This window comes from Arachidicoccus ginsenosidivorans (genome assembly GCF_007971385.1).
In the GTDB taxonomy this organism is placed as follows: Bacteria; Bacteroidota; Bacteroidia; order Chitinophagales; family Chitinophagaceae; genus Arachidicoccus; species Arachidicoccus ginsenosidivorans.
Genome location: NZ_CP042434.1, coordinates 305,381 through 323,476, shown reverse-complemented (window position 1 = coordinate 323,476; position 18,096 = coordinate 305,381). Strand labels below are relative to the sequence as shown.

15 protein-coding genes are annotated in these 18,096 nt (G+C 41.2%); 8 read left to right on the top strand and 7 right to left on the bottom strand.

Going from position 1 to position 18,096, the window contains the following annotated elements; translation table 11 throughout:
• Nucleotides 1-6 precede the first annotated feature (6 nt).
• The 3 genes from FSB73_RS01180 to FSB73_RS23640 are packed head-to-tail and all read right to left on the bottom strand — an operon-like array spanning nt 7 to nt 4,653.
• Nucleotides 7-1,470, bottom strand: a complete 1,464-nt coding sequence (locus tag FSB73_RS01180) for a SusD/RagB family nutrient-binding outer membrane lipoprotein (protein WP_192904086.1) — start codon at nt 1,468-1,470, stop codon at nt 7-9.
• Nucleotides 1,471-1,480: 10 nt separating this feature from the next.
• Entirely contained in the window at nt 1,481-4,294 is a 2,814-nt protein-coding gene (locus tag FSB73_RS01175; RefSeq protein WP_225974348.1) for a SusC/RagA family TonB-linked outer membrane protein, read from the bottom strand.
• Complete coding sequence (locus FSB73_RS23640) at nt 4,207-4,653, bottom strand: carboxypeptidase-like regulatory domain-containing protein (protein ID WP_225974347.1); 447 nt, start codon at nt 4,651-4,653, stop codon at nt 4,207-4,209. The genes FSB73_RS01175 and FSB73_RS23640 overlap by 88 nt, the downstream gene beginning before the upstream one ends.
• Before the next feature lie 659 nt (nt 4,654-5,312).
• Here FSB73_RS23640 and FSB73_RS01170 point away from each other — a divergent pair.
• Nucleotides 5,313-5,798 (top strand): hypothetical protein, encoded by a 486-nt coding sequence (locus tag FSB73_RS01170; protein WP_146779787.1) that lies wholly within the window; start codon nt 5,313-5,315, stop codon nt 5,796-5,798.
• A complete protein-coding gene (locus FSB73_RS01165) occupies nt 5,795-6,532 on the top strand; it encodes a TlpA disulfide reductase family protein (RefSeq protein WP_146779786.1) in 738 nt (245 codons plus the stop codon). The genes FSB73_RS01170 and FSB73_RS01165 overlap by 4 nt, the downstream gene beginning before the upstream one ends.
• Nucleotides 6,533-6,641: 109 nt before the next feature.
• Here FSB73_RS01165 and FSB73_RS01160 read toward each other — a convergent pair whose 3' ends face one another.
• From FSB73_RS01160 to FSB73_RS01145, 4 genes are all read right to left on the bottom strand, one after another.
• Nucleotides 6,642-7,217, bottom strand: a complete 576-nt coding sequence (locus tag FSB73_RS01160; protein ID WP_158639366.1) for an NAD(P)-dependent oxidoreductase — start codon at nt 7,215-7,217, stop codon at nt 6,642-6,644.
• Nucleotides 7,217-7,630, bottom strand: coding sequence for a Rossmann-fold NAD(P)-binding domain-containing protein (locus tag FSB73_RS01155; protein WP_146779784.1), 414 nt, complete (start codon nt 7,628-7,630; stop codon nt 7,217-7,219). The genes FSB73_RS01160 and FSB73_RS01155 overlap by 1 nt, the downstream gene beginning before the upstream one ends.
• 521 nt (nt 7,631-8,151) lie before the next feature.
• Complete coding sequence (locus tag FSB73_RS01150; RefSeq protein WP_146779783.1) at nt 8,152-8,898, bottom strand: S8 family serine peptidase; 747 nt, start codon at nt 8,896-8,898, stop codon at nt 8,152-8,154.
• A complete protein-coding gene (locus FSB73_RS01145) occupies nt 8,892-9,701 on the bottom strand; it encodes a S8/S53 family peptidase (protein WP_146779782.1) in 810 nt (269 codons plus the stop codon). Before FSB73_RS01145 ends, FSB73_RS01150 begins: the two co-directional genes overlap by 7 nt.
• 169 nt (nt 9,702-9,870) lie before the next feature.
• On the opposite strand from FSB73_RS01145, the gene mnmE reads away from it, so the two are divergent.
• From mnmE to FSB73_RS01115, 6 genes are all read left to right on the top strand, one after another.
• Nucleotides 9,871-11,241, top strand: a complete 1,371-nt coding sequence (gene mnmE / locus FSB73_RS01140) for a tRNA uridine-5-carboxymethylaminomethyl(34) synthesis GTPase MnmE (protein WP_146779781.1) — start codon at nt 9,871-9,873, stop codon at nt 11,239-11,241.
• A gap of 835 nt (nt 11,242-12,076) precedes the next feature.
• Entirely contained in the window at nt 12,077-12,283 is a 207-nt protein-coding gene (locus tag FSB73_RS01135; protein ID WP_146779780.1) for a hypothetical protein, read from the top strand.
• Nucleotides 12,284-12,298: 15 nt separating this feature from the next.
• Entirely contained in the window at nt 12,299-12,535 is a 237-nt protein-coding gene (locus tag FSB73_RS01130; protein ID WP_146779779.1) for a hypothetical protein, read from the top strand.
• 496 nt (nt 12,536-13,031) lie between these two features.
• Nucleotides 13,032-14,414, top strand: coding sequence for a choice-of-anchor Q domain-containing protein (locus tag FSB73_RS01125; protein WP_146779778.1), 1,383 nt, complete (start codon nt 13,032-13,034; stop codon nt 14,412-14,414).
• Nucleotides 14,415-14,473: 59 nt separating this feature from the next.
• Entirely contained in the window at nt 14,474-14,671 is a 198-nt protein-coding gene (locus FSB73_RS01120; RefSeq protein ID WP_146779777.1) for a hypothetical protein, read from the top strand.
• Nucleotides 14,668-18,093, top strand: coding sequence for a beta strand repeat-containing protein (locus FSB73_RS01115; protein WP_146779776.1), 3,426 nt, complete (start codon nt 14,668-14,670; stop codon nt 18,091-18,093). The genes FSB73_RS01120 and FSB73_RS01115 overlap by 4 nt, the downstream gene beginning before the upstream one ends.
• Nucleotides 18,094-18,096 lie beyond the last annotated feature (3 nt).

Below are 18,096 nucleotides of genomic sequence, written 5' to 3'. Positions count from 1 at the left end.
ATCTGATTAATATTTATCAAACCACAATTTAGTAAACAAATCATCAGTGCCCTGTGCGGCAACTGCGGCCTTGTAGGCTTTTCGATTCAGGGTTTGCTCAGTAGAGGGGTAGATAAACCTTACCGGGATATCCTTACCGTATTTACCCGAAACGGCTGCCGTTAATACAGGATAATCGAGTCTTCTCCATTCTGCAAAAGCCTCTAGTCCCTGGCCGAATAGTGCGATCCATTTTTGGACGCCAATGGATTTTTTATAATTCTGCGCATCGTATTTTACGCCTGGTTGATTAAGATAGGCTGTAATCTGAGTCGCATCCGTTATGCCATATTGATTCAGCGATGCGGTAATTGCCTGTTTGTACAGGGACGGGGCATCTTCTGAACTCAGGCCTCTGGCAGCTGCCTCCGAGCGAAGAAACAAGACCTCACTATAGGACTCAATCACAGCTGGCGCATTGTCTGCCAGAAAATAACTACCAGGCTTTGAGGTGTTGGCCAGCCCAAGGCTATTGGCATCAGAAGTTGTAAGCCCATTGGGTACACCTACGTATTTGGTGATCTCTGGATTTTCCGGCAAACTTGCGTAAACTGGTAACCTTGGGTCATTTAGTGCATACAACTTATCTACAATCGTTTTGGAGATACGGTAATCATTTCTTGTAGAGAAGTTTGCTGCAACTGGATTCCAGTTGGGAGAGGCGCCATAAATAAACGCTGCTGTCTGATCGTTGGAGCTGATCAACTCCTTACCGGTAAGGACCTCCTGCACAGTCGTTTTGGCAAGTGCAGGATCTGCATCAGCGATTCTAAGAGCGATGCGTAATTTAAGACTATTGGCAAATCTTCTCCAATTACTGATATCGTTATTGTAGATCAAATCCCCTTCAATGGGCGTGCCGGCTGGATCCAGGTCTGTAAGTGCAGTATCCAGTTCTTTTAAAAGACCTGCATAGACATCTTTTTGTGGATCATAAATAGCCACAGAGGATTGTTCAATCTGCCCGGCCTGGCTATAGGGTACATTGCCAAATGCATCAGTTAGCAACTGGAAATTCCACGCACGCAGCACATGGCCGACACCGACATAATTATTGTTGTCCTGTTTTTCCCCAAGTTCCATCATCACTTTTATATCTGTTAATGTGCTGGAATAAATAGTTGTCCAGAGTGTGGAAAAACTGTTGCCATTAAAAATGTATCGATCTGGATCTGTGTATTGAATCATGGCCCACTGTTGGGTGATTAATTCACTGGAGGCAAAATTGCTGCTTTGGCCCCAGTAAACATCTGCGCCATTTTTTTCAGCAGCGCCCAATAAATAATCGGGTTGCGGATTTTCTACTTCATTTGGGTTTTTATTGATGCGGACCAGTTCTTTTTTGCACGAAGTGACTGCAAACAATAGCATACTGCTCACTAGTAATAAACCCGGATTTAATAAGTAATGTTGATATTTAGAATAGTTCATGGTCATTGTTTTAAAATTGAACAGTTAGGTTAATACCGTAGCTTCTGGATGTAGGAAGCGTTAAATCTTCCAGCCCCTGGCCATTGCCTGTTGAAAATGCGGTCTCAGGATCAATATTTGGTGCTTTCTTATAAATAAAGAATAGGTTGCGACCAACAAGCGCGATGCTGGCTGCCTGGATTCCGATTTTAGATAACCAGGCCTCTGGTAAGTTATAACGGAGGTTCAGTTCCCTGAATTTTACATAGCTGGCATCATAAACATACTGTTCATCCACGGAAGAGATGGTTTTGTAATAAAGCGACGCTGGAATAATCTGCTGGTTCGCTTTGCCATCACTGGTATTGCCGGGAGCGATAATGCCGTCATCGTACAGCTTTTCTCCATTAGGAGCGCTGCCACTGGCAGCCACCGGTAATTGTTTTTTGTCGTCACCCGGGAAGTAATAACTCAGACCACCAAATTCAGCACCTCTTCCGGGTAGTGTAGAGGCAAGCACTCCTGTATATTGTCCGGTAGAGTTAGTTCCTGAATAAATGGAGCCACCCATGCTGGCATCAATTAAAAAGGTCAACCCCCAGTTTTTGTATTTTAATGTATTGGTAAAGCCGCCATTCCAATCTGGGGTAAAATGCCCCAGGTTATGAAGTGTTGGGTCTGTTTGAGGTAGTCCGCTTGCACTGATAATAATATTGCCTTCAGCGTCTCTTTGGTAGGCGGTACCGATAATCGTTCCATATGTTTTGCCTACTGCTGCGACTACTTGTACGGTACCATCTGAACCAAGGGTATAGTTTTCAAGTTCGCCTGCTTCGTCCAAATATTTGACTTTACTTCTGTTCATGGCAAAATTGATCCCCAGGTTCCAGTCTAAGTCTTGATTTTTGATAGGCGTAACACCCAGTGCGATTTCTAGTCCTTTGTTATTGATTTTGCCCGCATTGAGTAATTGCTGGGTATATCCTGTAGTAGGCGTGATATCTACTTTTAAGATCTGGTTGAAACTATTGGTATTATATAAGCTGATGTCAAGTGTTGCCCTGCTGTGAAAAAATCCCAGGTCCAGACCAAATTCTGTAGAAGTTGTGGATTCACTTTTAAAATTGGCGTTCATCTGAATACCAGAGGTGGTAAGCAGTGGATTTGAACCAAACAATGAGAAAGCATAGGTGTTATACAATTGATAAGGATCCGTATCGGCTCCGACCTCGGCCCAACCCCCTCTTACTTTACCATAACTTAATACATCACTTTTCACTTTAAACAAATCGGTGAAAACCAAGGTTCCATTGACGGAAGGATAAAAGTAAGACAGATTGTCAGCTGGCAGGGTAGAAGACCAGTCGTTTCTGGCTGTGAAATTGACAAAGGCATAATTACGGAATCCCAGCTGGGCAGATCCATAAAGGCTATAAACTTTTAAGCGACTGTAGTAGTTGCTGGAAATCAGTGGGTCTCTTGAATTATCCAGGGTATAAATTCCTCCAACAGCCAGTCGGGGTGCCTTCTGGTCATTTTCTTCATAAGTTTTATTACGGATATTACCACCTGCTAGTATATTCAGGGAAAAATCACTATTGATATTTTTGTCAAAATTTAAGGTGGCCTCCGTATTGTTCTCATTGAGGGTATAACCGACTTCTTCATAAGAGCCAAAAGGAGTGCCGCTGGTGCCGTAAGCAATTTTAAGCTTCCTGCGATCATTATAATAATCAGTTCCGCTATGCAAATGCGCTGTCAGACCATGAGTGATCTCATACGTCAGTCCGATATCGCCAATCAGGCGATCCCGTCTTTGTTCAACCGTATTTTCGTAGGCACCAAAATAGGGATTAGGGTAATATGCATTATTCCAGTTGTCTGGACTGCCGGTAGAAAAATAGCTGTCTTTGAGCGATTGCATATCTACCTGCCTGCCAAACCAAGTGAACTGCAGCATGGTACTAGTGGCTCTTTTGCCACCGACTCCAGGTAGGTTAGGGGCGGCAGTGATCAGATAATTAGCTACTGCTGAAACGCTTAGTTTGTCGGTTATTTTAAAGTTTGTGTTTAAAGAGATATTTCTTTTATTGAGTTTTGAATTTGGAATAACGCCTGTTTGGTGACCATCATTAAATCCAATCCGATAACTGTATTTATCACCGGCATCAGCAATGGAGACACTATTATTGGTGGCAAATCCTGTCTGGAAAAAGTCTTTGACATTATCTGGATGCGCCACAAAGGGGACTGCCTTGCCATCTGAGCCGAACTGTGGTATTGGCTGACCTTCCATTCTTGGGCCCCAGCTTTCATCGACATTGTCGTTGAGTCCGCCACCATTACCATCAACATAGCTAAATTCTCCATTGCCGCCCTGTCCGAAGGTGTTCTGGTATTTAGGGAGTACTAACAGGCTGCTAAAGGTATTATTAGAGTTGAGCGTAATGCCCAGCCCTTTTTTCTGCTTACCGGATTTGGTTTTAATAATGATCACCCCGTGTGCCGCACGGCTTCCGTAAAGTGCCGCAGCGTTAGGCCCTTTTAAAACACTGACGGAAGCAATATCTTCTGCATTTAAATCTGCTATGGCATTGGAATAATCTCTGGATCCACCTGCCCCTAACTGGGAATTATCTACTGCGACCCCGTCGACCACAAATAAAGGCTGGTTGTTTCCTGATATAGAGGTTTCTCCTCTGATGACGATTCTGGAAGACCCCATATCTCCTTGAGAATTGGTAACACGAACGCCTGCTATCTTACCAGAAAGGTCATTGACAAGATTGGGCGTCTGGGTGGTATTGAGTTGCTCAGATTTAACTTCCTGGACAGAATAGCCCAACGATTTTTCTCTTTAGAGATGCCAAGCGCTGTGACCACAACTTCTCCTAGTTCTCCAGATACCTGTTGCAGCTGGACATTTAATGGTGCGGAGAGGCTTGTGAGCACGACTTGAGTGGCTTCGTAGCCTATATAAGTAAAGCTAAGCGTGTCACCTATTTTAGCTGCAAGGGTAAAATTACCCAGGTTGGAGGTGAGGGTAGCTTTGCCGCCTAAAACCCGCACACTTACCCCTGATAAGGGAGTGCCGGAATTTGACTGGACCGTTCCATTTACCGGACTCGTCTGTGCATGCAATAAATGTTGCGGCAAAGAGAACCCGAGTAAAAGTAACAACGATAATACGTAACGATACTTCATTTTGTTTAAGATTTGTTTGAGATTGATTGATATTTGAATCGGATTTGTTTATGTTTTGATTAATTTTGAATTGGATATAGCTTTTAGAATCCTGACTTTTGCAATTTTCAGGTTATTGCACCTGCTTTGACTGTATGCTTATTCTGTCTATCATTATAATAAGCTGTAAACGTAATTTAGACAATATTGTATAGGGTGAATTATTTGCTGTAGCAGGGTGTGCCAGACAAAAGGGTACGCTTTTACAGTAGGTCAGACCTAGATAGTGACAATAATCAGCTGATCGATTTGAAGAAGCATTAATTGCTTCATGCTCTTTTTGTCATTGCTTTTTGTCCTTAGTAATAAGTAATATATACAGCTATTGTAATAATCTGGATATCATCCCTTAGCTACAACAATAATTTGTCGTGATTCTTATGCGTGCGAGTACTTGTTTTTTCTTGTAGTCTTTCATTTTCTATACTTGTAACATTGTTCAACCGGGAGCAAAGATAGGCTGCATTTTTTAGTCTACAAAAGTTATAGACTAAATTTTAAAAAATTAATTCCAACTGACTTACCTTTATGCGGTAATAACAAGAACCTGTGCTTAGTATTTAAAACGCATTATCGATGTAGGTATAATAAGTAGATAGCTGAGCATTAATAAATTAACCATGAAAAGAATTATCGGTATAGGGGCCATGATGCTTATGGCACTGGGCGTTAAGGCGCAAATCAGTAACTCCATGTGGCGGGCAGTCATTCATCGCCCGGATGGAGAAGGCATTGTATTTAATCTTCAAACAACGGTAGAAAATGATTCCCTGGTGTTTTATGTTGTTAATGGAGGAGAAAAGATGCGGGTTCCGGCAGTAACTGTCCAAGGAGATTCCTTACTTATTGATATGCCGGTATTTGAGTCTGGATTTCGATTTAAAATAATCAATCCTGATAGTTTGAGTGGAGTATGGCAAAGAGCCTCGGTAAGTCAGCAAATCGTGTTGCCCCTGACAGCATCTGCAAAGCATGCCGTTCGATTCCTGGCCACAAATGGCCCCAGCAGGCTGAACGTTGAGGGAAAATGGCAGGTAAGTTTTACTAGTCCAAGCGGAAAGCAGTCTCCAGCAATTGCAACACTGCATCAAAAGGGGATATTGTGACTGGTTCTGTATTAACCCCTTATGGGGATGATAGGTATTTGGAAGGCATTGTGACGGGAGATTCGCTTTATTTTTCCGGCTTCGATGGGATTCATAGCCTGCTGTTTAAAGCGCTGGTTAATGGAGATAAACTGACAGGTGTTCAGTTTAGTGGAGCTGCCAGTAAACAATCTTTTAAAGCATATAAAACAGCTAATCCTAGTTTGCCTAATGAGGCGGCAATGTACCTGAAGCCTGGCGAAAGTGGTCATTTGAATTTTAGTTTTAAGGATTTGGATGGCAAGCAGGTGTCCATTAATGATCCTCGGTTTAAAAATAAAGTTGTGATTATTGATCTGATGGGTTCCTGGTGCCCGAATTGTATGGATGAGACCGCTTTTTTAAGCAAATATTACAATGCGAATAAGGATAAGGGAGTAGAGGTAATTAGCCTGGCCTATGAACTAACAACTGATTTTGAACGCTCCAGAAAGAGTTTATTAAAGTTTCAGAAGGCCTATAATATCACTTATCCTGTTTTAATAACCGGTGTTACGGTTACAGATAAGCAAAGGACAGAAAAGACCTTACCGCAGTTTACACCCATTAAAATGTTTCCTACGACGATAATCCTTGACAAAACAGGCAAGGTGCGTAAAATTGATACAGGATTCCAGGGGCCTGGAACAGGGTCCTATTACACCAATTATGTTAAGGAATTTAATGATTTGATGGATAAATTGTTAGCTGAATAATATTATTGTTGTTGAATACAGATATTTAAGCCGATAATGGTTTATGCATTGGCAAGTATTTTATTTTTAGATAAAATGCTTGCCAATGCTGCTTATGGCGATTGATGGGTTATTTATGGTTGATATAACGGTAGACGGTTGGATTGATACAATTGGGCATTTTTTCTGCATTGAGTGCCGCAATCAGGTTCTTTGCGGCAATTTTGGACAGGAGTGTTTGCGTTTCAGTTGTATCTAGTGCTATGCGAGGCGTAATGCACACATGAGGATGATGGACCAAAGGATCACTACCGCTGATGGGACTAGGATCAGTGACATCCAACCCGGCACCCCAAATCCAACCTTCATAGACTGCCCTGGTGAGTGCCTTCTGATCGTGAATTTTGCCGTTGGCCGTATTAATGAAAATAGCTGATCGTTTCATCGCATAAAAAGCCTTTGCATTGAAAAAACCGCTTGAATCTGAATTTAGTGTAGCGTGTACTGAGAGCACATCACTTTTTTCCAGAAGTACTTCAATGGGTACATACTGGACATCAAGTGTGGTTTCAAGCTGTTGGTTTGGAGCTCTGTTGTGGTAAATGACATTCATGCCAAAAGTTCGCCTGCAAAGGCGTGCCACTTGCTGGCCAACCTGTCCAAGTCCAAAGATACCTAGTGTTTTATTGGTCAAGGATTTTCCCATTAAATTAGGTGTTCTGTTTTGGACCATTGATTAAAAATGATCCGATTGTGCTGGGCAATAATTTGTCTGGAGGATGCGATCATCAACATAAGGGTGGTCTCGGCAACAGCTTGATTAATCCCGCTAGGTGTATAGCCTACCGGAATGTTATTTTTAGTCGCCCATTTAGGCTGAATGTGGTCAAAACTGGGTTGTAATAATATTACTGCTTTTAAATGACTGCAGGCCTCAAAAAAAGCTTTATTGAGCGGCGTTATTGTTGCACTAATCAATGCATCATAATCTTTACAACATATAATAAGTTGTTCAGTGGTAAGCATGGATTTAGATAAATGTTGATCCACTTGATGGCCTTCTTTTTCCAGCATTTTGAGGCCCAATGTGGCCAAAGGGCCTGTGCAAAGTATTTTCATATGGTCGATGATTGTTTTTTATTACATAATTTATTTTGGGGTCAATTTCAATTGAACTTGCCTTTGGGAAACTTTAGTTAGAGGCTACATCTGAGTGCTAATTTCTGAATTTGCCTTTTAAATTAAAGGCCATTACTGAGCGGACCATATTATCTGATTCCTACTTAGCAAACTGTAACTGATCAATATATTTATCTTTTGATGCTCGGATCGCTCAATACTTTTTGTTTCCAATGTTTAAAAAGTCTAAATGCATTTGATGCAGGTTTTTAATTTTTCATAATAGCGTTTCTTTTCCTAATCTTTTGTACCCTATAAAGATAAGGAATAGTGTGATTTATGCATTGGATATCCCTCAAAAAAAAGTGACCGGCAATTTTTAATAATTGCCGGTCACAAATGCGGTTAATCTGCCTGCTTTTTTATGCTTATTTTTCCCTGAATTGAGTGGGAATTGATGAGACTGCATCATTTTATGGCATTATATAGGTTTACAATGCCGCCTGTTACACACAGGTCACTTAATTTAGTCTCTTCCCGGTAGCCGGGTTAATTACTGGGAAGTTTATTTTGGTGACAGAGGCCATAATTAGTTGTTTAACCTGTGGAGCGGTAAGCTTTGGAAAATAAGAACGGATTACTGCTGCCACCCCTGTTACTACCGGTGAAGCCATGCTGGTGCCGCTTAATGAGCCGTAATTGTCTTTTCCAGGTAGTGTAGAATAAATCTGTACGCCTGGTGCAAAAACATCCACATCCGTCTTACTGAAATTGGAAAATTCTGCGACCAGATCATCTTGCATAGCACCACTGGCACCTACGGTAATGACATTATCAAAGCTTTCGCTATTATTAGGACCATAAAATTGGGTAGGAAAATTAGGCGCGCCTGTAATATCTTCACCATCATTACCAGCAGCGTGGACAAGTAGTACGTCGTGCTTTTGCGCATAACGAATAGCTCCTTCAACCCAGTTCCGATTGGGAGAGATGGGTTTCCCGAAGCTCATATTGATGACTTTTGCGCCGTGATCTACTGCATAACGGATAGCCAGGGCGACATCTTTATCATGCTCATCCCCACTGCCTGGAACTGTTCTTACTTCTATAAGTGCAACATTATCAGCAATGCCATCCATTCCTACGCCGTTGTCTCTGCTTGCACCAATAATACCCGAAACATGGGTGCCATGCATGACATCTCCTGCTGATATATTGCTATTGCCGTAATATTTGTCATTAAAGTCATCATAATTGTCCTTTACAATTTGCTGACGATAGGCTGGGGGGCAGTCTCAGGTAATTGATTGGCCGTTTTTAGGCTGTCCATTAAGCTACTTAATTTGCCAGGCAGCGTAATATTAGTTGTACCTGGTGCGACTTTTTCCAATAAGATCGTGTAAATCTGTTTTTCTGCACTGGTTTTACGATCAATCGGTTCGTAGGCCTTTACATCTTCAAGACTAAATGTATCCTTTAATAATACTTTACTGAAATCGCTGATCTGAGGCAAAAGACTAGAGATTCTTTCTATTGCACTGGCCTCTTTTGCCGCCTCTGTAGTGGTTAACTCGATGTTTTTTGCCTGAAGCCAGGTACGGAAATTATTCCGGTCTTTTTGCGGCACCTGTGTGCTGTCAGTAATATTTTCAAACTGATGCTTATACTGAAAATAAAACCTGGTAGACTCTCTGGTATCCTCGGTAACATTGGAAGTGTCACTTTTGCCACCCAGGAAATTCCATCCATAATAATCATCTATATAACCATCCTTGTCATTATCTTTTTGATCATGTGGTATTTCTTTTGGATTATGCCATAATACAGCTTTCAGGTCCTCCTGTAAGGTGTCGGCACCTGAATCAACAACCCCTACTATAACTTTTTGGGATGTTTTGCCTTTGAGAAGTTCCTCATAGCATTTATTGACAGACACGCCATAGACACTATCTTTTATTGGATCTAGCATGTGCCAGCTTAAGGGGACTTTAAATGTCTCGCTTTGGGCATTTATGCCAGTTACACAAATCAGGGCTATTATTGCAAGGCTGGTTAATTTTTTTATCATCATGTCTTGTTTTTCCTAGATTATTTGTGTGCAATATACCTATTCGTCGCTTTTTAAATCCCAAAAAACTACGAATTTTATTTTTTTGACTTTTAAACGCTTGGGGTAGCTATAATTCGATGTATTTCAAGGGACAAACAGTAGAATTTGTACTTTTGCATAAATTGAACAGATGAATCATTTTATAGAGGGAAATCAGGATACAATTGTGGCTTTAGCAACACCGCAGGGAGCTGGGGCGCTGGGCATAATAAGGGTGAGTGGCCCGAGAACCTTTGTTATTGTTAATGAACTCTTTACAGGGAAGGATTTGTTGAAGCAAAAATCGCATACATTACATTTTGGGGTGATCAAATATCAACAAGAAATTATTGATGAGGTGGTAATTTCATTATTTAGGAATCCAAGGTCATATACCGGAGAGGATGTTATTGAAATATCCTGCCACGGTTCTGCTTATATTCAACAGCGTTTATTGCAGGTACTTATCGCTTCTGGAGCCAGAATGGCCAGACCTGGGGAGTTTACGGAAAGGGCCTTTTTTAATGGAAAAATGGATTTGACTCAGGCTGAGGCTGTGGCGGATTTGATTGCCTCGAATAGTAAAGCGGCGCAACAGACTGCCCTTAAACAATTAAGAGGAGGCTTTTCTGAAGACTTACAGCGATTAAGGGAGGAGCTGATTAATTTTGCCGCTTTAATTGAGTTAGAATTGGATTTTTCTGAGGAAGATGTGGAATTTGCAGATAGAAACCAGTTTTTGGTACTAATTGAAAAGATTAGATTAGCTACAAAAAAGTTAATTGATTCATTTCAACTTGGGAATGTAATAAAAAATGGTGTCCGCGTTGCTATCATAGGTAGGCCTAATGCGGGTAAATCAACGCTTTTGAATGCGCTTTTAAATGAAGAAAGAGCGATTGTCAGTGATATTGCAGGAACCACCAGGGATACCATAGAAGAAACACTGAATATTAATGGAATTCTTTTTAGATTGATTGACACGGCTGGTATTCGTGAGCATTCAATTGATGATATTGAAAATATGGGGATAAAAAGAAGTAAGTCGAACGCTGAAAAATCTCATATTATTTTACATATTGTTGATAGTTCTGAACCGAATGATGCTGAATTGGACTGGTTAGTCCCATTTAAAGATAAAACAGTAAAAGTCTTTAATAAGATGGATACAGTAGAGGCAGATTTGGTGGAAGCCATAACCAGTAAACATGATGTGCTAATATCGGCGAAGCGGAAAACAGGTATTGATCAGTTAAAACAGCTAATGTATCACAAAGCAGTAGGTACAGAATTACAAACTGAAAATACCATTGTAACCAATGCCAGACATCATGCAATATTGCTTAAGGTTGCCGAAAGCCTTGAAGATATTATAGTAGGATTGGAAAGGCAAATAACAGGTGATTTACTTGCTATTGATATTCGCAGATGTCTTCATTATCTAGGGGAAATATCTGGTCGAGTTGAACATGATCGAGATATACTTGGGACTATATTTGGAAAGTTTTGTATTGGCAAATAAAAAGAAATGCATAATATATAAAGGCAACGGTAAGGGAATTGCTTTTGTGCCTGTATTATATCACTGATTTATTATTGAGTAATAACCATTCAAAAATGACCGGAAATTTTAAAGATTGATTTTATTTTTTATAGTTTTGCATGGTTGCATGCAGCTTGTAGATTTTTAATGCTAGATTTTTATAAAAAGAGTTTAATGGCTTAGATGGTGAACCAGTTTAGGTTTAATAGATAATGAAAAAAAGGAAGCCGAAAGGCTTCCTAATCTCTTTATTTAGTTACATTTCTATAAAAAGAAAGAGGCTTGACTAAATCTGTATAGTGCAAATATAGGTTATCTTTTGTTAATCTGCAAATAAACTCTATTAATGAAAATAGATTTAAGAAATAAATATTTATCTCGACCTAGGTGTGCATAAAAAAAACGTTGATTTACGGGTTCAACGTTTAAGACCTTTGTAGGTTCCCTACCGATGGTAAAGATCGTTACAAAGCTAAACAAATATTATTATATAAAAATGAACTTCTTTAATTTTTAGATAAATTGCTGAATGTGCTCAGTTTTCTTCAAATTTATTGGAGATGTATGTAATTTAGTATTTGGTGCTAATTAAATATTGTATTTAAGAGTGTATATTATTATTGGAATTATTTTTACACCTAATTTACATCTTAACCTTTATATAACATTGAATGTCAATCAATACGAACATACTGTTGTATTGGTAAATAGTTCTTTTTTAAATTGTTTTCCAATTTTTTAATTAGATGATTTAAGAAAGTTATTATAAGGGGGGCTAAAGTATTTATATATTGTGCATAAGAAAAGAATGAAAATGGATAATAAAAAGGAAATATTAGAATCAGAAGAGGAAGAAATACTAATTGAAGCAGGCAAGTCTGCCGCTGCTAGAGCTATTCGTATTTCTAAAGCTTTAAATTTACCTATTCACTATATAAAAGACGGCAAATTAATTGAGGCACTTCCTGATGGAAGCACTAGAATTATTAAGGTTATTCCTCGAGTAGTTAGTAAAGACTAAATTTTGGGACTGGAAATGACAGAAACAAAAAGATTAAGAATCTTTGCAGGCCCTAATGGCTCCGGAAAGTCTACTTTATTTGCTGATATTTCCAGTAGGTACAGTGATGGATATTTTGTGAATTCAGACAATATTGAAGGAGAATTATCAAAAACGAAATTTATAAATTTAGAAGATTTTGGCCTGAGTTTAACCCAGAAGGATCTGGATTTATTCCTAGTTGGCACTATGGTTTGGAAAAAGGTTATATAATTTGAGCTATTTTTTAAGAATTATTTGATCGACTATACTGAAAGCTAGTTTGTTTGCCATGGCAATATAAAAAAATGACCCACTTGCCGTTCTTATGGTATGAAGAATGGGTACTGTTATCACAATGGTACGGAATTTATCTTCATTATACAATAAATATGAGGGTTTTCTTTATGACTGTAATTAATTGTTTAGTCTAGTTTCCTAAGTAAAGTGGTTATAGTATTTATATTGCTATAAAATTGCCTGTATGATATGCATTTGGAATACTTGTAAGTCTGTTTTTATAAGTGATTGTTCATCAGTGAGTAAATTGTATGAATGTAATCTGTTACGCATTTGTTACGGCTGATTTTTGCGGGATTCCTGCCTGAAAATTACTTTCGTTCTGACAAATTGTATTGACTGTTTATGGGTAGGACAATCCCTTATTATGAAATTTCATTTTACCTGACAGCCGATGAAAATTTGTTCTTTCCATTCAATCACCACTGTTATGAATCAGAATTTTACGAGCTGCTGTTACCGCTTTTTTGCGCGGATTGTATTTTTTAGTTGCCTGCTTTTTAGTTTTTTGTTGGGGAGCCAAGCAATTTGTCTGGGCCAAACAGCTACTCTAAGACCAAATTCAAATGGCGTCATTTATGTAAGGCCAGCGGGTACAGGAAATGGTAGCAGCTGGTCAGCTGCCACCAGTAACTTACAAGGAGCCATAGATGCTGAAGGCGTTAGCCAGGTTTTTGTGGCCGTAGGTACGTATAATGTGCCGACGTCCAACAGCTTTACCCTGAAAAATGGTGTGGCGGTTTTTGGTGGATTTGACCCGGATAAGGGCGTATTTGATTTAACGGGGGAGCGTATATTACCCAACAGAGGTTCGGCAGAAGGATCCATCTTAAAGGGGAACTATAAAGGCAGCGTGGTGAAAAATGTCTTTACCAAGGCAAACCAGATGATCAGCTCAGCTGTTCTGGATGGTTTTACCCTGACGGCAGGTAAGGCTGCTGAAGGGGGAGGGGTGAATAATATCTGGGCCACGCCTTTACTACGGAACCTGGTGATTAAAGGCAATACGGCTACGGGAACAGGTGGTGGTATATTTACGGATTCTGCTCTTATTGCATTAGGTGTTTCTGAGCCTAATTTTCAAAATATTATTGTTAAAAATAATATCTCCATGTATGGTGGTGGTATTTGTTTTAATGCAAGTAGCAATGGGCTGGTCAATGTATTGATAACAGGCAATACGGCCACAACTGAAGGGGCTGCTATATACAATAATCGGGGTTCAAATATGCTTATTAACTGTACCATTGCACAGAATGTGGGTACAACTACTGTCAGGGGCGACGATGGTGTTGCTTTAATCAATTCAGTTTTATTTGGTCGTTCAACAAATTTGAGTTCGCCTTTATATTCTTTGATAGAAGGACTAAACAGTAATGAGTCAGGTAATAAGAGCTCTGAAGGGCTGAGCATATCCCAGGTATTTAAAAACCCTTCCACGGGAGATTTTAGTTTAGCTAGCGGTTCGGTCGCCATAGATGCGGGTATGCGTACTATATTTGAAGGATTGACTTTTCTAAATGAAAACTCGGCTGATCTGGCAGGTAAATACCGGGAGGCAGGTGCCAGTATTGATATGGGGGCTTATGAGAGCGGCTCTGCGACTGTAAATGTGGGCGCTGTAGGGATTGTTCCTGATGCGAGCGGTATTATATATGTCAGGGAACGTGGAACTGGAAAAGGCAGTAGCTGGTCAGATGCGGTCGGTAATATTCAGAGTGCTATTAATGGCAATGGGGTAAAAAAAGTATATGTAGCCACCGGTAATTATAAGGTTCCAGTCACTGGTGGCCTAATGTTAAAAATAATGTAGCTGTTTATGGTGGTTTTGATCCGGATAATGGTATCAGTACACTGGATAGTACCCGCTTCATGCAGTGTCAGGGAGCTATTAAAGGATCTGTTTTGCAAGGGAATGGATCAGGAAGTGTTATAAAAAACAACTTTTCGGCCACCAGTATGCTGAATTATACGGCCATATTGGATGGCTTTACCATTACCGGTGGTGAGGCAGAAAATGGTGGGGGATATATAACAGTTACGCTTCTCCCACGCTTAAAAATTTATTGATTACAGGTAATACAGCAACCGAGAACGGCGGGGGTATTTATTATGGTAATAGTAATAATGCCAATCCTAGTCAGTTGGCGCTTATTGTGAATGTAAAAATATCTGCTAACACTGCCGTTCATGGGGCTGGCGTATATATCAGTAATAGTAATCAACGATTTGCTAACACAGAGATTACAGGCAATACAGCTAGTGGAGCAGGAAGTGCTTTTTACTGTCCGGATGGTGTGGTATATCTGGTCAATGCCACGATTGCGGGTAATAAAAGTACGGCTAGTGGAGCGGACAGCGTGGCAGTTGTATGTGCAAGTAATATTATGTCGTTGAATTCTATTGTCTTCGGAGGTATTAGCGGAGAGATGACAGCTCAAAATAGTCTGATCGGGGGAGTAGATGATATCGCAAACGGTAATCTGGACGGAACTAATCTGGCTGAGGGTCAAGTGTTTAATAACCCGGCAAATGCTGATTATCGTTTGCTTGCGGGCGCTGTGGCTATTAGCGCCGCCAGTGCCGCTAATTACACTTTATTTACCAGTCTTTCCACGGCTACTTCTAGTGATCTTGTAGGTAATCAAAGGGTTGCAGGCACGGCGATGGATCTGGGCGCCCAGGAGAGCAATGCCTCGGAGCTCGTACAGGCGGGCAGTACCCTGGCTGCGGATGAGCGTGGAATTATTTATGTGAAGGCAGGCTCTACGGGTAATGGCAGAAGCTGGGATAATGCGACAGGGGACCTGCAGGGAGCGATTGATGCTGCCGGGGTATCACAGGTTTATGTGGCCACCGGAACCTACCGGGTACCTAATTCCGGGAGTTTTGGGTTAAAATCTAATGTAGCGGTTTATGGTGGTTTTGATCCGGATCATGGAATTGTTAATTTAGACAGTTTAAGGATACTGCCCAATAAGGATACGGCTCAAGGCGCTGTTTTGCTTGGCGACGGGGCACATAGTGTCGTGCGTAATATTGGTCAGCCGGGGGATATGATGGATATCTCTGCCAGGCTGGACGGTTTTACGATTACGGGTGGCGAGGCAGAAAACGGGGGCGGTATATATAATCAGTATGCTTCTCCGCTGCTCAATAATCTGGTCATTAAAAACAATAGGGCTACCGCAAATGGAGGCGGGCTATATTATGATTACGGCTTAAGCAGCAATGCTAGTCAGTTGGCAACCATTATTAGTTGCCAAATTATCAATAACCAGGCTGCCAATGGCGGCGGTGTTTATCTCAGTACCTCCAGCCAAAGGCTGGCCAGCGTGTTGGTGGCTGGTAACAGTGCCACTGATGATGGCGCGGCGCTTTATAATGTGGGTGGGAATACTTTCGTGGCTAACACAACTATCATAAATAATGCCGCAGTCCATGCTATTGTGGGAGATGATAAGGTGATGATGGTTAACTCCATTGTGTTTGGAGGCATCACGGGGGTTGCAATAAAGACGGCCTGTCTTATAGAAGGACAGGCAGCTGTAAATCCTGGTGATCTGGATGGTACTTCCATTACTGCAGCCCAGTTATTTAAGGACCCTTCTCATCAGGATTATACCTTGCTCGCCGGAACTGCCTGCGAAGATGCGGGGCAGATGAATTTATATACGCAGTTTACGGGTATGAATGAAACCTCTAAAGATCTGGCGACAAATCTACGGGTGGCTGGAGTAACGATTGATGTAGGTGCCTATGAGTATGGATCTAATGATGGTAATACAGAAAATGGATTGAGCCCGGATGGTAACGGAATTATTTATGTGAAAGCCGGGGCTACCGGTACAGGGATTAGTTGGAACAGTGCTGCCGGAGACCTGCAGGCTGCCATTAACGCAAAGGGTGTCTTACGTGTCTATGTGGCCATCGGGGTCTATGATGTTCCCCTGACAAATAGTTTCAATATGAAAGAAAATGTGGCGATATATGGCGGTTTTGATCCGGATAATGGGGTTGTAGGCCTGGATGACAACCGCATTTTGGCCTGTCAGGGCAAAGGTCTTGGCGATGGGTCTGTATTGCAGGGTAATGGTAAAGCAAGCGTGATTAAAAACAGCTTTGGTTTAACTAACATGCTGACAAATACTGCAGTTCTGGATGGCTTTACCATTACAGGCGGAAAGGCAGAAAACGGCGGAGGCATCTATAATAATTTTGCGGCACCAACCTTACATAATCTACTGATTAAAAATAACATCGCTATGGCAAACGGGGGTGGTATTTATTATTATTATAGTTTGAATGCAAGTGCCATTACGGGAGGTGTCACGTTGGTTGACCGGGTAAAGCTTGAAGGTAATACAGCGGTGAACGGCGCAGGGGTTTATGGTAATACTTCCATCATTACCATGGCTAATGTACTGATAACGGGTAATACGGCTACAGGAGATGGCGGCGCTATTTATTCAGAGACCGGAAGTGGCTTTCGCTGCTCTAATCTGACGGTTGCTGATAATACCAGTCAAGGCGGTTATGCGGTTGTCGGCAGTGGTAATGCACTGGTGAACGCCATTGTTTTTGGGCATGTTAATGGTTCGGCTTCACTGGTTTCTATTATCGACGGGAATCTAAGTAGTCTGGGGGCTATGACTACGTCCGGTAATTTAATGGAAATGCTGCAGGCTTCCATTATTGATAATACTGGCTCCAGTATGGTATATAGCGAGTCAGAGGTGTTTAAAAATCCTGCTGCTGGCGATTATACCCTGAATTGGAACTCGCCAGCTATCAATGCAGGTAAGATGGATCTAGCCACCACATTTGGGGGGATCAGCGCTGATGGCTATGATCTGGCAGGCAATGACAGGGTCATCGTGAAGGTTTTGGATCTGGGGGCGCTGGAAGCGCCAAAGATGAACCTGGCTGATAATATTTTGTATGTGAATCAAAACGTGCGTGGTGGCCAAGGGGATGGAACCAGTTGGGGAAATGCCATTGCTGACCTTTCCGATGCCTTAAAATATGTACAGAGATTTGGGGATTATACGGCTGAGGCCCCGCTGAAGATCTTTGTGGCCAAGGGAACGTATAAACCGAAATATGTAACGGGCGTAGCCTCTTCCATGACGGTGAGTAACCGGGATAAGAGCTTTAATTTGCTGCCCAATGTACAGCTCTATGGAGGATTTGATCCGGCAAATAATATTAAGGCACTGTCTGATACCAGGCTGACAGGTGATTATGGCACTATTTTAAGTGGTGATATTGGTGTTGCTGGCCAGGATAGCGATAATGTTTTCCATGTGGTGCTTGCTATAGGTGCGGTAGATAGTGCAATGCTGGATGGATTTACCATTACCGGGGGCAATGCCAATGGAACGGATTACCTGATCAGCAATTATAGTATTTCCGGTGATATGACCGACTTATATTTTTCCATGCAGGGACTGGGCGGGGGTATTATAGCTATAAATCCAGTCCAGGTTTAAATA

Coding starts and splice junctions, on each gene's coding strand:
- FSB73_RS01180 (WP_192904086.1), bottom strand. CDS start 1,470: ATGAACTATTCTAAATATCAACATTACTTATTAAATCCGGGTTTATTA.
- FSB73_RS23640 (WP_225974347.1), bottom strand. CDS start 4,653: ATGAAGTATCGTTACGTATTATCGTTGTTACTTTTACTCGGGTTCTCT.
- FSB73_RS01170 (WP_146779787.1), top strand. CDS start 5,313: ATGAAAAGAATTATCGGTATAGGGGCCATGATGCTTATGGCACTGGGC.
- FSB73_RS01160 (WP_158639366.1), bottom strand. CDS start 7,217: ATGGGAAAATCCTTGACCAATAAAACACTAGGTATCTTTGGACTTGGA.
- FSB73_RS01155 (WP_146779784.1), bottom strand. CDS start 7,630: ATGAAAATACTTTGCACAGGCCCTTTGGCCACATTGGGCCTCAAAATG.
- FSB73_RS01145 (WP_146779782.1), bottom strand. CDS start 9,701: ATGATGATAAAAAAATTAACCAGCCTTGCAATAATAGCCCTGATTTGT.
- mnmE (WP_146779781.1), top strand. CDS start 9,871: ATGAATCATTTTATAGAGGGAAATCAGGATACAATTGTGGCTTTAGCA.
- FSB73_RS01135 (WP_146779780.1), top strand. CDS start 12,077: ATGGATAATAAAAAGGAAATATTAGAATCAGAAGAGGAAGAAATACTA.
- FSB73_RS01130 (WP_146779779.1), top strand. CDS start 12,299: ATGACAGAAACAAAAAGATTAAGAATCTTTGCAGGCCCTAATGGCTCC.
- FSB73_RS01125 (WP_146779778.1), top strand. CDS start 13,032: ATGAATCAGAATTTTACGAGCTGCTGTTACCGCTTTTTTGCGCGGATT.
- FSB73_RS01120 (WP_146779777.1), top strand. CDS start 14,474: ATGCAGTGTCAGGGAGCTATTAAAGGATCTGTTTTGCAAGGGAATGGA.